This window comes from Streptomyces sp. NPDC088707 (assembly GCF_044752725.1).
Lineage (GTDB): Bacteria > Actinomycetota > Actinomycetes > Streptomycetales > Streptomycetaceae > Streptomyces.
In genome coordinates this window covers 135,906-150,977 of record NZ_JBIVLV010000014.1, presented here as the reverse complement: position 1 = coordinate 150,977, position 15,072 = coordinate 135,906, and the positions used below count along the sequence as shown (strand labels likewise).

At 71.2% G+C, this 15,072-nt stretch carries 11 protein-coding genes; 2 read left to right on the top strand and 9 right to left on the bottom strand.

From position 1 onward, the window contains the following. Positions 1-19: 19 nt before the first annotated feature. The gene (locus ACIP84_RS33815; RefSeq protein WP_401803182.1) at positions 20-2,596 is read right to left on the bottom strand and encodes an ATP/GTP-binding protein; all 2,577 of its coding nucleotides are present in this window, start codon (positions 2,594-2,596) and stop codon (positions 20-22) included. A 335-nt stretch (positions 2,597-2,931) separates the two neighbouring features. On the opposite strand from ACIP84_RS33815, the gene gabT reads away from it, so the two are divergent. After that, complete coding sequence (gene gabT, locus ACIP84_RS33810) at positions 2,932-4,266, top strand: 4-aminobutyrate--2-oxoglutarate transaminase (RefSeq protein WP_355960577.1); 1,335 nt, start codon at positions 2,932-2,934, stop codon at positions 4,264-4,266. 195 nt (positions 4,267-4,461) lie between these two features. Continuing rightward, on the top strand, positions 4,462-5,226 hold the full coding sequence (locus tag ACIP84_RS33805) for a phosphatase PAP2 family protein (RefSeq protein WP_401803180.1): 765 nt from the start codon (positions 4,462-4,464) through the stop codon (positions 5,224-5,226). Here ACIP84_RS33805 and ACIP84_RS33800 read toward each other — a convergent pair. The 8 genes from ACIP84_RS33800 to ACIP84_RS33765 form a co-directional block, all read right to left on the bottom strand. Further along, positions 5,162-6,964, bottom strand: coding sequence for a chitinase (locus ACIP84_RS33800; RefSeq protein ID WP_401803178.1), 1,803 nt, complete (start codon positions 6,962-6,964; stop codon positions 5,162-5,164). The two genes, ACIP84_RS33805 and ACIP84_RS33800, sit on opposite strands and share 65 nt — an antisense overlap. 218 nt (positions 6,965-7,182) lie before the next feature. Continuing rightward, positions 7,183-7,653 (bottom strand): hypothetical protein, encoded by a 471-nt coding sequence (locus ACIP84_RS33795; protein ID WP_355960571.1) that lies wholly within the window; start codon positions 7,651-7,653, stop codon positions 7,183-7,185. Between the two features lie 125 nt (positions 7,654-7,778). Further along, entirely contained in the window at positions 7,779-9,197 is a 1,419-nt protein-coding gene (locus ACIP84_RS33790) for an FAD-dependent oxidoreductase (RefSeq protein WP_355960569.1), read from the bottom strand. Between the two features lie 37 nt (positions 9,198-9,234). Beyond that, positions 9,235-10,029, bottom strand: coding sequence for an ABC transporter permease (locus ACIP84_RS33785; protein ID WP_355960567.1), 795 nt, complete (start codon positions 10,027-10,029; stop codon positions 9,235-9,237). Then, on the bottom strand, positions 10,029-10,964 hold the full coding sequence (locus ACIP84_RS33780; RefSeq protein ID WP_355960566.1) for an ABC transporter permease: 936 nt from the start codon (positions 10,962-10,964) through the stop codon (positions 10,029-10,031). Before ACIP84_RS33780 ends, ACIP84_RS33785 begins: the two co-directional genes overlap by 1 nt. Then, entirely contained in the window at positions 10,961-12,130 is a 1,170-nt protein-coding gene (locus ACIP84_RS33775; protein WP_355960564.1) for an ABC transporter ATP-binding protein, read from the bottom strand. Before ACIP84_RS33775 ends, ACIP84_RS33780 begins: the two co-directional genes overlap by 4 nt. Before the next feature lie 43 nt (positions 12,131-12,173). After that, positions 12,174-13,421 (bottom strand): spermidine/putrescine ABC transporter substrate-binding protein, encoded by a 1,248-nt coding sequence (locus ACIP84_RS33770; protein WP_401803173.1) that lies wholly within the window; start codon positions 13,419-13,421, stop codon positions 12,174-12,176. A gap of 49 nt (positions 13,422-13,470) precedes the next feature. Then, entirely contained in the window at positions 13,471-14,985 is a 1,515-nt protein-coding gene (locus ACIP84_RS33765; RefSeq protein ID WP_355960560.1) for a gamma-aminobutyraldehyde dehydrogenase, read from the bottom strand. Positions 14,986-15,072 lie beyond the last annotated feature (87 nt).

The following is a 15,072-nucleotide window of genomic DNA, read 5'->3' as shown; positions in this document are numbered from 1 at the left end:
GCGCCGCTTCGGCCCCAGGTCAGCCTCGCAGGTCCACGAGCAGGGGTGGCGTGTGCTCGCCCCGCACATGGGTGAGGGACAGGACGGCGTGCCCGGCGGGGACGTCGTGGGCGAGATCGGACGCCGACCACCGCTGCCGCTCCACCTCCCGTACCGTCACGGCCTCCGTCGTGACGGCCTTGCCGGTCACGAGTTTGCGCAGGGCGTGGAAGGCCCGGGTCATGGGCTGGTCCGCGAACACGGTGTGGTGGGCCACCTCGGTGGTCTCCACCCGTTCGGTGCCCCACGCCTCCGCGAAGGCCCGGCCGTCCCAGGTGGGCAGTCCTGAGAAGGCCATCCGGCAGCCGACGACCGCGAGGAGCGGCCCGTGCAGCGCCTCCGGGACCTCCGCGAGGGTGCGGAGGGCGAGGACGACGGCCGCCTTCTGCGGCCGCAGCCGCTGAAGGGCCCGTACGGTGCCGGGCGTGAGCGCGCCGGCCGCGTCGTCCAGTGCCAGGAAGGCCGTGTGGCCGCGGCCTGCCCGGTCCCGGGTGACGGACTGGAACTGGGCGAGCAGCAGCCGGTTGAGGAGCCGCGCGGCCTCCTCGTGGCCGCCCTCCGGCAGGCTGATCCGCACCCGCATCGGGTGCTGGGCGACGGCGCCGAGGGAGAAGGGCCGCGCCTCGCGGCCGCCGCCGAAGAACTCGGCGAAGACGGGCCGGTCGAGGGCGGCGAGCCGGTCGGCGAGCACCGGACCCAGGTCGGTCGCGGTGCCGACCTGGCGGATCCGGGAGTCCAGCTCACGGCGCATGGCCTGCGCACCGTCGGCGGGCAGCAGGTCGAGGAGGGCGGTGAGGGTCTCGGGCCGGGCTTCGAGCAGTTCCCGCAGGACCGGCACGGTCGGAAAGACCCCGTACGCGGCCCGGTAGGGGCCGATGAGCTGGGCGAGGACGGTCGCGGCGCGCCGGGTCTCCATGCCCTCCATGTCGCCGACGAGCCCCTCGGCGAGGAAGGCGGCCGCCTCGTCCGGGTCGGTGACCCCGGCGTACAGGTCGAGGTCGTACCGGGAGGCGGGGTCGCCGAGCCGGATCACGACGTCGTACGCCTCGTCGGGGCCGAGCGGGGTGCCGGCCGAGCCGACCGCGACGACGGCGCAGGCACCCGTGAGCGCCTGGAGGGTGAGGGACTCGACGACGGGCGCGACCAGGGAGCGGGTCTTGCCCGTCCCGGAGGGGCCCACCGCGAGGAGGGAGGTGCCGACGAGTCCGGGGTCGAGCGCGAGACCGGCGCCGTGGTACGCGTGCGGGGTGCGCTCGGCGGACACGTACCGGCCGATCCGGACCTGGCCCAGGAGCAGGTCGTGGGTGGCCGAGCGGTGGGGCAGGTCGCGGTCGCCGGAGGGGTGGGCGCCCGCGGCCGCGCCCTGCTCGATCAGCGTCCTCACCAGGGCGGCGCGGCGCGCGGCGTCCCCGTCGGTGTCCCGCCAGGCGCGGCGGACCCGGGCGCAGTCGACGTCGTTCATCCGGCCGGTGGCCAGTTCGCCGGCGAGCAGGTCGGCGGCCCGCTGCTGGCCCGCTTCGCGCAGCTCGGGCCAGTGGGAGTCGGGGACTCCGGGTGCGGCCTCGGCCGCCGGGGCGGTGGCGCCGGCGGCCGCGCGGGCGCGCCAGGCCCGGAAGAGGCTCGCCCACTCGCCGACGCGGGCGAAGGGCCACAGCACGAGCGCGGTGATGAGCGCGTACAGCGGATAGACCAGGAGGGGGGATTCGAGGACGTCGTAGCCGCCCCCGACGAGGGAGACGAGGGAGAGCACGGGCAGGCCGAGGGGCAGCGGGTCCCAGCCGAGACCGAAGGCCTCCGGCCAGACGAACGCCAGGGCGATCAGGGCGCCGACGCCCGCGAGCGCGGCGCGGACGGGTGGGCGGAAGCGGCCGAGGTAGTGGCGGACGATCTTGCCCCAGGAGCCCAGCGCGGCGACCGCGCAGACGAGTCCGACGAAGACGACCCCGCCGAAGACGGCGTGCGCCGCCTGGCCGTGCCAGTCCCGTGCCGCGGTGGTGCCGTGGTACCACCAGTCGCTCGGGGTGAGGGTCTGGAGCACGAGGTACATGTACGGGAGCGTTCCGCGCCGGTAGGCCGACCAGATGAGCAGGCCGACGGCCACGGGGATCAGCATCCCGGCGACGGTGGCGGGGGCCAGCCGGGCGGGACCGGCGGGCGGCGGCGGCACGTGCCGGAACCGCCAGATGCCGAGCCCGGCCTTGGGCCGTGGGGCGTCCAGCCACGCGACGACGGGGTGGCGCACCCCGGGCGCCCCGGGCGCCCCGGTCGGACGGGGCGGGGCGGCCGGCGTGTGGGTGGGGACGGGCGGCACCGGCGCGGGGCCGGGCGGCACCGGCACAGCACCGACCGGCGGATGCGCGGGGCCGGGCGGCACCGGCACGGCGCCGGCCGGCGGATGCGCGGCACCGGCCGGCGGATGCGCGGCCGGACGGGAGGCCGGCGAGCCGGTGGCGGGCGGCCCCGCGGGACGCGGAACCGGCGGGTTGGGCCGTCTTGCGGGGGGTGGCGCCGCACCGCCGAACGGGTCGCGTGACTCGTACGTGCCGTCGGTCTCCATGAACCCCTGCCCCCTGAACAGCCAGGTCGCCGTCTCTGTGCCACCGTCAATCTAGTGGCCCGGGGACGCCCCGGAGGGGTTTCACCCACCCGTGTGGCCGAGCACCGGCCGGAGACTCCCCCGTCCCGTGCCCGCGCACCCGCGGGGCGCCCCATCCCCGGCTGCCCGCGCGCTGCCAGGGCCTCCCTTCGGCCCACCCCCACCCCCGCCCTGTCCATCCCGGACAACGACACACCCCCCACCACTCCCGATCGGCGCATGCCCCCGCCCCTCCCCCGCGCCTAGCCTGCGGAGGAAACCCGCAAGTGCGTCCAGAACACCCCCAGGAGCCCCGCATGAACGCTGTCCCGCAGGAGCGGCGCATCGTCACCGCCATCCCCGGTCCGAAGTCGCAGGAGCTTCAGGCCCGCCGTCTCGACACGGTCGCCGGTGGCGTGGGCTCCACGCTCCCCGTCTTCACCAAGCGGGCCGGTGGCGGCATCATCGAGGACGTCGACGGCAACCGCCTGATCGACTTCGGTTCCGGCATCGCCGTGACCTCCGTCGGCGCCTCCGCCGAGGCCGTCGTGCGCCGCGCCTCCGCGCAGCTCCAGGACTTCACCCACACCTGTTTCATGGTGACCCCGTACGAGGGCTACGTGGAGGTCTGCGAGGCGCTCGCCGAGCTGACCCCGGGCGACCACGCCAAGAAGTCCGCGCTGTTCAACTCCGGCGCCGAGGCCGTCGAGAACGCGGTCAAGATCGCCCGTTCGTACACCAAGCGCCAGGCCGTCGTCGTCTTCGACCACGGCTACCACGGCCGTACGAACCTCACGATGGCGCTGACCTCGAAGAACATGCCGTACAAGCAGGGCTTCGGCCCGTTCGCCCCCGAGGTCTACCGGGTGCCGGTGGCCTACGGCTACCGCTGGCCCACCGGCCCGGAGAACTGCGGCCCGGAGGCCGCCGCCCAGGCGATCGACAACATCACGAAGCAGATCGGCGCCGACAACGTCGCCGCGATCATCATCGAGCCGGTCCTCGGCGAGGGCGGCTTCATCGAGCCGGCCAAGGGCTTCCTGCCCGCGCTCGTGAAGTTCGCCAACGACAACGGCATCGTCTTCGTCGCCGACGAGATCCAGTCCGGCTTCTGCCGTACCGGCCAGTGGTTCGCGTGCGAGGACGAGGGCATCGTCCCGGACCTCATCACCACCGCCAAGGGCATCGCGGGCGGTCTGCCGCTCGCCGCCGTCACCGGCCGCGCCGAGATCATGGACTCCGTGCACGGCGGCGGTCTCGGTGGCACCTACGGCGGCAACCCGGTGGCCTGCGCCGGCGCGCTGGGCTCCATCGAGACGATGAAGGAGCTCGACCTCAACGCCAAGGCGCAGCGCATCGAGGAGGTCATGAAGACCCGCCTCACCGCCATGCAGGAGAAGTTCCCGGCCATCGGCGACATCCGCGGCCGCGGCGCCATGATCGCCATCGAGCTGGTCAAGGACCGCGACACCAAGGAGCCGTACGCGGAGGCCGCCGCCGCGCTGGCCAAGGCCTGCCACGCCGAGGGCGTCCTGGTCCTGACCTGCGGCACCTACGGCAACGTGCTGCGCTTCCTGCCGCCGCTGGTCATCGGCGAGGACCTGCTGAACGAGGGCCTCGACGTCATCGAGAACGCGTTCGCCCAGATCTGACGGCACGTCCGGAAGCAGCTCCGACAGCGGGCCCACGGCGGGTCCGGACACGGGTGCGACGTCGGACCCGAGTTCGAATCCGACCGGGGATCCGGCCTCGGATCTGACACTCCGTGTGAAGACTGTGTGGGGGGCCGATGGCGGGACGCGTTTCCTGCTGTCGGTCCCCTCTTCTCTGACGTACGGTTTCTGCAGATGAGAGAAACACCCCGGGCGGAGCCTCCCCAGCCCCGCCCACACCGTGCCGTCGCGCACACCCCTGGAGCCTCGTGCTCCGGAACTCCTCACCGATCGGACGGCCGCCCGCCCCACACCCCCCGGGGCGTGCGGCGATCCGATCCTCTCGGCCGCTCTGGAACCACCCCCCCTGTTCCAGGGCGGCCGGCTCTCTTCTCGGCGCTCGTCGCCCTCGTCGTCGTGACCTGGCAGGTGCTCGTCCACGGCCCCCTGGCCAGGCTCGACGAGCGGGTGTCCCGGGCCGTGGTGGACTCGGTCCCCCGCCCCCTCTCCGAACTCGCCGCCGACCTCGGCGACATGACCGTCGCCCTCCCCGTCCTCGCCTGCGCGATGGCGTACGCGGTGTGGCGCGGCCGACGGCTCGCCGCCCTGTTCGCGGGTCTCGCCATGGCCGCCGTGCCCCTGCTCGTGATCCCCCTCAAGGAGTGGACGGCCCGCCCCGGCCCGCTGGAACCCTGGGCGCACGGCTACTACCCCTCGGGCCACACCGCCACGGCGATGGTGGCCTACTTCGGGGCGGCCTACCTTGTCTCGAACCGGCTGATCCCCGTCGCCGCCGTGCTGACGGCGGTGACGGGGACCGGTCTCGTGCTGCGGGGCTACCACTGGCCGCTCGACGTGCTGGCCAGCCTCTGCCTCTCGATGCTGATCCTCGCGGTCAGCTCCAGTTGTACGCGTCGAAGTTGGTCGAGAACTGCCACTGGTTGTAGCGGTCCCAGTTGATCGACCAGGTCATCAGGCCGCGCAGGGCCGGCCAGGTGCCGTGGGTCTGGTAGGTGCCGCAGTTCGTCTTCTTCGTCAGGCAGTCCAGCGCCTTGTTGACCTCGGCCGGGGCCGTGTGGCCGTTGCCCGCCTGGGTGGAGGCCGGGAGGCCGATCGCGACCTGCTCGGGGCGGAGGGCCGGGAAGACGCGGTCGGTGTTGCCCGCGACCGGGAAGCCGGTGAGCAGCATGTCGGTCATCGCGATGTGGAAGTCGGCGCCGCCCATCGAGTGGTACTGGTTGTCGAGGCCCATGATGGAGCCCGAGTTGTAGTCCTGGACGTGCAGGAGGGTGAGGTCGTCCCGCAGGGCGTGGATGACCGGCAGGTAGGCGCCGGCGCGCGGGTCCTGGCCGCCCCAGGGTCCGGAGCCGTAGTACTGGTAGCCGAGCTGGACGAAGAAGGTCTCCGGGGCCATGGTCAGGACGAAGTTCTGGCCGTACTTGGCCTTGAGGGTCTTGACCGCCTGGATCAGGTTGACGATGACCGGGCTGGTCGGGTTCCGGAAGTCGGTGTCGCCGGTCTGGAGGGACAGCGAGTGGCCCTCGAAGTCGATGTCGAGGCCGTCGAGGCCGTACTCGTCGATGATCTTCGAGACGGAGGAGACGAACGTGTCGCGGGCGGCGGTGGTGGAGAGCTGCACCTGGCCGTTCTGGCCGCCGATCGAGATCAGGACCTTCTTGCCGGCGGCCTGCTTGGCCTTGATGGCCGCCTTGAAGTCGGCGACGGACTCCACGTTCGGGCACTCCGTGACGGGGCACAGGCTGAAGCGGATGTCGCCCGAGGTCACCGAGGTCGGTTCGCCGAAGGCCAGGTTGATGACGTCCCAGGAGGCGGGGACGTCGGCCATCCGGGTGTAGCCGGAGCCGTTGGCGAAGCTGGCGTGGAGGTAGCCGACGAGGGCGTGCGCGGGCAGGCCGGGGTTGCCCGGGTTGCCGCCGCTGGTCGTCGTCGCGCTCACGGTGGCCGACTTCGGGGACTCGCCCGCGCTGTTCACGGCGCTGACCTGGAAGGTGTACGCGGTGGAGGCGGTGAGTCCGGTGACGGTGGCCGAGGTGCCGCTGACCGTCTGGACCTTGGTGGCCCCCCGGTAGACGTGGTACGAGGTGGCGCCGGAGACCGCGGACCAGGTCAGCGGCACGGTGGTGGAGGTCGGGGAGCCCGCCGCGAGGCCGGTGGGGGCGGCCGGGAGCTGCACCGGGTCGCCGGCGGGGCCGAAGAGGGAGAGGTCGTCGGCCTGGTAGGCGGGGGTGCCGTACCAGCCGTGGGTGTAGATCGTGACCGAGGTCGTCGAGGCGCCCGTCGTGAACGTGGTCGCGAGTCGCTGCCAGTCGGGGGCGGAGCCCGTCCAGGTGGAGACGTCGGTGGTGCCCGTACCGGTGGCACCGAGGTAGACGTAGCTGCCGCGCACCCAACCGCTCAGCGTGTACGAGGAGTTGGGCTTGACGGTGACGGTCTGGGAGCAGCGGGCGTTGTCGCTGCCGGCGGGGGTCGCCTGGAGCGCCTTCGTACCGCCGTGGGTGGGGGCGGAGACGACGGCGCCGCTGCCGGCGGTGCAGGTCCAGCCGTCGAGGCCGGCCTCGAAGCCGCCGTTGCGGGCGAGTTCGGCGTCGGCGGCCTGGGCGGCGGGGCCGAGTGCGGCGAGTCCTCCGGCGGCGAGGACGCCCGCGAGGAGCAGGGTGAGAGGTCTGGCGCGGTCCACAACTGCCTCCGGGGATGGGGGAATCGAGGTGGGAGCGCGCCACAGCATGGTCCAGACCAATCAAGTGGTCAAGACCTCTGTACCCGACGTCCGCACGGCGGACGAACCGGTCCGCCCACCGTACGGACCCCACCCTTCCGGCCCGACCGCCGCACGAACTCACCCCTCCGAACCGACCGTCGTACGGACCCCACCCCTCCGGCCCGGCCCCGCGCGGGCTACGGCGCGCCTCCCGCCCGCCCGATCCGCCCCGCCGCCTCGTGCATCGCCAGCTCGAGGAGCGAGGCGTCGGTGAGGGTGCCCGCGCCGTCCGGCGCCACCAGCCAGCGCACCCCGCCGGTCGCCCGGCCCGGGTACGGGACCACGATCCAGGTCCCCGCGCCCGCGCCGCGCACCCCGGTGCCGAGCCAGCGGGTCGCGGTGCCCGGCGGGACGAAGAAGCCCATCCGGGCGTCGCCGAAGTCGGCGAGGACCGGACCCGGCCGGCCCACCAGGCGGGTCAGGACGTCGAGGGTGGGGTAGCCGAGCTCCGCCGGCAGGATGAGGACGTCCCAGCGCCTGCCGGCGGGAAGCAGCGCGACCCCGTGCGGGTTGCGCTCCCACTCCCACCGACAGGCGTCGGGATCGGGTGCGACCGAAACCAGCCACTCCACCGCGCTCTTGGCGCCCGAGGCCCCCGTACCAGTCATCGCAACGGTCTCCTTCCGCGTGGACACGGTGTCCGTACGGAGAGAGCGATTCGGGCGGCCGCTCTTACGCGGTTTCAGCTACCCATCAGTTGTGATGTGGGTCACACGAGAGGCTCGTGGGGGTCTCAGCTGTCGAAGCCGAGACCCATCCGGTCCATCGCCTTCAGCCACAGGTTCCGGCGGCCGCCGTTCTCGTCGGCGCGCGCCATCGCCCACTTGGTGATGCCGATGCCGGCCCAGGCGATCGGCTCGGGCGGGAACGGCAGGGGCTTGTGGCGGACCATCTCCAGCTCGGTGCGCTCGGTCCGCTCCCCCGCGAGCAGGTCCAGCATGACGTCGCCGCCGAAGCGGGTCGCTCCGACACCGAGGCCGGTGAACCCGGCCGCATACGCCACCTTGCCCTGGTACGCCGTACCGAAGAAGGCCGAGAAGCGGGAGCAGGTGTCGATCGCGCCGCCCCAGGCGTGGCTGAAGCGGAGCCCCTCCAGCTGCGGGAAGCAGCGGAAGAAGTGCTCGGCGAGCTTGAGGTAGGTCTCCGGGCGGTGGTCCATCTCGGCGCTGACCTTGCCACCGAACGGGTAGATCGCGTCGTAGCCGCCCCAGAGGATGCGGTGGTCGGCGGTGATCCTGAAGTAGTGGAACTGGTTGGCGGAGTCGCCGAGTCCCTGCCGGTTCTTCCAGCCGACGGAGGCGAGCTGTTCGGGACTGAGCGGCTCGGTCATCAGGGCGTAGTCGTAGACCGGGACGGTGTACGCGCGCACGCGCTTGACCAGCGACGGGAAGACGTTGGTGCCGAGGGCGACCCGGCGGGCGAGGACGCGGCCGTACGGGGTGCGGACACCCATGCCGGCGCCGACGGAGACGAGGTCGAGCCCCGGCGTGTTCTCGTAGATCCGTACGCCCAGGTCCAGGCAGGCCCGCTTGAGGCCCCAGGCCAGCTTGGCGGGGTTCAGCATGGCGACGCCGCGGCGGTCCCAGAGACCGCCGAGGAAGGTCGGCGAGTCGACCTCGGCCCGGACGGCGTCCCGGTCGAGGAGTTCCAGGCCGTCCGCGAGACCGAGCCGGTCGATCTCCTCGTACATCTCGTGGAGTTCGTCGAGCTGGTACGGCTCGGTGGCCACGTCGATCTCGCCGGTGCGCTCGAAGTCGCAGTCCAGGGAGTAGCGGGCGACCGCCTCCTCGATGCCGTCGAGGTTGCGCTCGCCGAGCTCCTCCAGCTTCGGCAGCTCGCCCGGCCAGCGGGCGAGCCCGTTGCCGAAGCCGTGGGTGAGGGAGGCGGCGCAGAAGCCTCCGTTGCGGCCCGAGGCGGCCCAGCCCACCTCGCGGCCTTCGATCAGTACGACGTCCCGGGCGGGTTCGCGCTCCTTGGCGAGGAGCGCGGTCCACAGTCCGCTGTAGCCGCCGCCGACGACGAGGAGATCGCACTTCTCGGTGCCGGTGAGGGCGGGCAGGGCGCCGGGCTTGCCGGGGTCTTCCAGCCAGAAGGGGACGGGCTGGGCGTCGGAGAGAGATTGTGCAGCGAGACGCATGGCGACTGGGGCCATGGTTTCCAACTCCTTCGGTGCCTGAGCTGCGTTCTGCTCAGGCTGTTGCTGTCTTCTTGCGCCGGTTCGTAATGATCTGCCCGGCCATGACCACCAGTACCGCGAGGACGAACATCGCGGTGCCGATGACGTTGATCTGAACGGGGGTTCCTCGCTGTGCCGAGCCCCAGACGAACATGGGGAAGGTGACGGTGGAGCCCGCGTTGAAGTTGGTGATGATGAAGTCGTCGAACGAGAGAGCGAAGGCGAGCAGGGCGCCGGCGGCGATGCCGGGGGCCGCGATCGGCAGGGTCACGCGCAGGAAGGTCTGCGTCGGCCCCGCGTAGAGGTCGCGCGCGGCCTCCTCCAGACGCGGGTCCATGGACATGACCCGGGCCTTGACCGCCGTCACGACGAACGACAGGCAGAACATGATGTGGGCGATCAGGACCGTCCAGAAGCCGAGCTCGATGCCCATGTTGAGGAAGAGCGTGAGCAGCGAGGCGGCCATGACGACCTCGGGCATCGCCATCGGCAGGAAGATCAGCGAGTTGATCGCGCCGCGGGCCCGGAAGCGGTAGCGGACGAGCGCGAAGGCGATCATCGTGCCGAGGACGACGGCGCCGACCGTCGCCCAGGCGGCGAGCTGGAGCGAGAGGGAGAGCGACTCGCACATGTCGGCGACGCCGCAGGGCTCCTTCCAGGCGTCGAGCGAGAACTCCTGCCAGGAGTAGTTGAAGCGCCCCTTCGGCCGGTTGAAGGAGAACGCCATCACGACGAGGTTCGGCAGGATCATGTAGGCGAGCGTCAGCAGGCCCGCGATGACGACGAGGTTCCGACGGATCCAACGCATCAGACCAAGTCCTCCGTTCCCGCTCGGCGGATGTAGACGGTGACCATGACCAGCACGATCGCCATGAGGATGAAGGAGAGCGCGGCCGCCGTCGGGTAGTCGAGGACCCGCAGGAACTGCGACTGGATCACGTTGCCGACCATCTTGGTGTCGGTCGAGCCGAGCAGTTCGGCGTTGACGTAGTCGCCGCTCGCCGGGATGAACGTGAGCAGGGTGCCGGAGACGACGCCGGGCATCGACAGCGGGAAGGTCACCTTGCGGAAGGTCGTCGCCGGGGAGGCGTACAGGTCCTGCGCGGCCTCGTGCAGCCGGCCGTCGATCCGCTCCAGGGAGGTGTAGAGGGGCAGGATCATGAAGGGCAGGAAGTTGTACGTGAGACCGCAGACGACCGCCATCGGGGTGGCGAGGACGCGGTCGCCCTCGGTCCAGCCGATCCAGCTGGTCACGTCGAGGACGTGCAGCGCGTTCAGCGCGTCGACGACGAGGCTGTCGTCGGCGAGGATCGTCTTCCAGGCCAGCGTCCGGATGAGGAAGCTGGTGAAGAAGGGCGCGATGACGAGGACGAGGAGCAGATTGCGCCAGCGGCCGGCCTTGAAGGCGATGAGGTACGCGAGCGGGTAGCCGAGCAGCAGGCAGAGCAGGGTCGCGGTCCCGGCGTAGAGCAGGGAGCGGACGAACTGCGGCCAGTACTCCTGGAAGGCGTCCCAGTAGGTCTGGAAGTGCCAGGTGACCTGGAAGCCGGCTTCGAGCGAGCCGGTCTGCACCGACGTCGAGGCCTGGTAGACCAGCGGCAGCGCGAAGAAGACGAGCAGCCAGATGATGCCGGGCAGCAGCAGCCAGTAGGGGACGAGCCGCTTGCGGGTGGAGGGCTTGCGCGGAACCGGTTCCCCGGTCGGCGGCGCCGTCTCCTCCTTCGTGAGGGTGGAGGTGCTCATCCGGCGTCCTCCACCGTCTCCACACCCGCGTCGATGTCCTGGGTGGCGTCAAGACCGAAGGTGTGCGCCGGGTTCCAGTGCAGGACGACCTCGGCGCCGGGGACGAGCCGGGTGTCGCGCTCGATGTTCTGCTCGTACACCTGGAGCTCCGCGCCGGCCGGCGAGTTCACCACGTACTGGGTGGAGACGCCGATGAACGAGGAGTCGGCGATCCGGCCGGTGACCCGGTTGCGGCCGTCGGCTATCGCGCCGGCGTCGTCGGCGTGCGTGAGGGAGATCTTCTCGGGGCGGACGCCCACGAGCACCCGGCCGCCCTGGCGGACGGCGGAGGTACAGCGGTCGCCGGGGACCCGGAGCTTGCCGCCGCCCGCGGTGACCAGCACGTCGGAGCCCGTCTCCAGGACCTCCGCCTCGATGAGGTTGGAGGTGCCGAGGAAGTTGGCGACGAAGGTCGTCTTCGGGTTCTCGTACAGGTCGGCGGGGGCGCCGAGCTGCTCGACCCGGCCGCCGTTCATCACCGCGACCTGGTCGGCCATCGTCATGGCCTCCTCCTGGTCGTGGGTGACGTGCACGAAGGTGATGCCGACCTCCGTCTGGATGCGCTTGAGCTCCAGCTGCATCTGGCGGCGCAGCTTGAGGTCGAGGGCGCCGAGCGGCTCGTCGAGGAGGAGCACCTGCGGGTGGTTGATGAGTGCGCGGGCCACGGCGACGCGCTGCTGCTGGCCGCCGGAGAGCTGGTGCGGCTTGTGCCGGGCCTTGTCGCCGAGCTGGACGAGCTCCAGCATGTCGTCGACCTGCTTCTTCACCGACTTGATGCCGCGGCGGCGCAGGCCGAAGGCGATGTTCTCGGTGATGTCCATGTGCGGGAAGAGCGCGTAGGACTGGAAGACCGTGTTGACCGGCCGCTTGTACGGCGGGAGGTCGGTGACGTCCTTGTCGCCGAGGAAGACGGTGCCCGTGCTGGGGTCCTCCAGGCCGGCGATCATCCGCAGGGTGGTGGTCTTGCCGCAGCCGGAGGCGCCGAGGAGGGCGAAGAAGGAGCCCTGAGGAACGGTCAGGTCGAGCGGGTGGACGGCGGTGAAGGAGCCGTACGACTTGCTGATCCCGGTGAGACGGACGTCGCCGCCGCCCGTGTTCTTTCCAGTGTGCGCAGTCTTGTCAGTCATGGGTTGTGGTCCCAGGGAGTGAGAGAGGTGGACGACGGGGGCCTCAGGCGCCGATGAGCTTGGCGAACTTCTCCTCGTACGCCGTCTCCTCCGCGCTGGTGAGCGAGCGGAAGGCGTGCGACTTCTTCGCCATGGCCTTGTCCGGGAGGATCAGCGTGTTGTCCGCGAGTTCGGGGTCGATCTTGGCGAGCTCGTCCTTCACCCCGTCGACGGGGCACACGTAGTTGATGTACGCGGCGAGCTGGGCGGCGACGGGAAGCTCGTAGTAGTAGTCGATGAGCTTCTCGGCGTTGGCCTTGTGCCGGGCCTGGGCGGGGACGAGCAGGTTGTCGCTGGAGGTGATGTAACCGGCGGACGGGATGGAGAACCTGATGTCCGGGTTGTCCGCCTGGAGCTGGATGATGTCGCCGGCCCAGGCGAGACAGGCGGCGATGTCGCCCTTGTCCAGGTCGGAGGTGTAGTCGTTGCCGGTGAAGCGGCGGATCTGCTTCTTGTCGACGCCCTTCTGGAGGCGTCCGATCGCCGCGTCGTAGTCGGCGTCGGTGAAGTCGCCGGGGTCCTTGCCGAGGTCGAGCAGCGTCATGCCGACGGAGTCCCGCATCTCGGTGAGGAAGCCGACCCTGCCCTTGAGCGAGGGGTCGTCGAGGAGCTGGGTGACCGAGTCGACCTTCTTCCCGCCGGTCGCCTTGGCGTTGTACGCGATGACCGTGGAGATGCCGGTCCACGGGTACGAGTAGGCGCGCCCCGGGTCCCAGTCGGGACTGCGGAACTGGGCGGAGAGGTTCGCGTACGCGTGCGGCAGGTTCGAGGGGTCGAGCTTCTGGGCCCAGCCGAGCCGGATCATCCGGGCGGCGAGCCAGTCGGTGACGCAGATCAGGTCGCGGCCGGTGTCCTGGCCGGCCGCGAGCTGCGGTTTGATCTTGCCGAAGAACTCGACGTTGTCGTTGATGTCCTCGGTGTACTTGACCTTGATCCCGGTGCGCTTCGCGAACGCCTCAAGGGTCGGGCGGGACTTCTCGTCCTCGCTGACGTCCATGTACTCGGTCCAGTTGGAGAAGGCGAGGGTCTTCTCCTTGGCCGACACGTCCGTGGAGGCGGGCCCCTGGCCGTCCCGCTTGGCCGGCGGGATGCCGCAGGCGCTCAGGGACGCGAGGCCTCCGACGGTGAGCGCGCCGACACCGCCCGCGCGCAGCATCGAACGGCGGGTGAGGGCGCCCCGGCCGCTCGTCAGGCTGCGGCGTATCGCCGCCGTCTGCGCGGCGGAGAGGCTGTCGGGCTCGTACTGCTCCATGCGCTGTGCCCTTTCGGGATGGGTGGGCCGCCGGTCGGGCGGCGAGTTGCTATCGGTCCCCGAAGATCGTGCGGTGCCAGTCCTTCGCAGCCACCGCGGTGTTGTCGAACATCACGTGCTTGACCTGCGTGTACTCCTCGAAGGAGTAGGCCGACATGTCCTTCCCGTAGCCCGATGCCTTGGTGCCGCCGTGGGGCATCTCGCTGATGATCGGGATGTGGTCGTTGACCCAGACGCAGCCGGCCTTGATCTCCCGGGTGGCGCGGTTGGCCCGGTAGACGTCCCGGCTCCAGGCCGAGGCGGCCAGGCCGTACGGGGTGTCGTTGGCGAGCCGGATGCCCTCGTCGTCGCTGTCGAAGGGCAGGGCCACCAGGACCGGGCCGAAGATCTCCGACTGCACGACCTCACTGTCCTGCGCGGCGCCGGTGATCAGGGTCGGACGATAGTACGCACCGTCCTTGAGGTCGCCGCCAGGGGCTTCCCCGCCGGTGACGACGGTGGCGTAGCCGCGGGCCCGCTCGACGAAGGCGGCGACGCTGTCGCGGTGGCGGTGGCTGACGAGCGGGCCGAGGTCGGTGGCCGGGTCGAAGGGGTCGCCGAGCCGTACGGTCTCCATCAGTTCGGCGACCCGCGCGACGAACGCGTCGAAGAGCGGGCGCTGGACGTACGCGCGGGTGGCGGCGGTGCAGTCCTGGCCGCTGTTGATGAGGGAGGCGGCGACGGCGCCGTGGGCGGCGGCCTCCAGGTCGGCGTCGTCGAAGACCACGAAGGGGGCCTTGCCGCCGAGTTCGAGGTGGAGTCGCTTCACGGTGGCGGTGGCGATCTCGGCGACCCGCTTGCCGACCGGCGTGGAGCCGGTGAAGGAGGTCATGACGACGTCGGGGTGGCCGACGAGGTGTTCGCCGACGGTCCTCCCGGCGCCGTTGACGATGTTGACCACCCCGTCGGGGATGCCGGCCTCCTTCGCCGCCTGCGCGAACATCAGGGAGGTCAGCGGGGTGAGCTCGGCGGGCTTGAGGACGATCGTGTTGCCGGCGGCGATGGCCGGGAGGATCTTCCAGGCGGCCATCTGGAGCGGGTAGTTCCAGGGGGCGATGGAGCCGACGACGCCGAGGGGTTCGCGGCGGATGTACGAGGTGTGGTCGCCGCTGTACTCGGCGGCGGACTGGCCCTGGAGGTGGCGGGCGGCCCCCGCGAAGAAGGCGGTGTTGTCGACGGTGCCGGGCACGTCGAACTCGGTGGTGAGCTTGAGCGGCTTGCCGCACTGGAGGGACTCGACGCGGGCGAAGTCCTCGGCCCACTCGGCGAGGACGCCGGCGAAGCGGTGCAGCGCGTCGGAACGCTCGCCCGGGGTGGCGCCGGCCCAGCCGGGGAAGGCGGCCTTGGCGGCGGCGACGGCCTCGTCCACGTCGGCGGTGGAGGCGAGCGTGTAGGTGTACACGCTCTCCCCGGTCGCCGGATCGATCACGCTGTGTTCCTGACCGGAGGTTCCGGCGCGGAGCCGCCCGCCGATGTACTGTGCGCCGTCCGCGAAGCGGTCCGTCACCTGGAAGCGGTTGCCCATGACGCTCTCCGTTGTTCCAGCTCGAATTGAGTGCCGATCCTGACAGAGGGATGATGGCCCAACAAGTGATTCCGTTGTTTCCTTTTG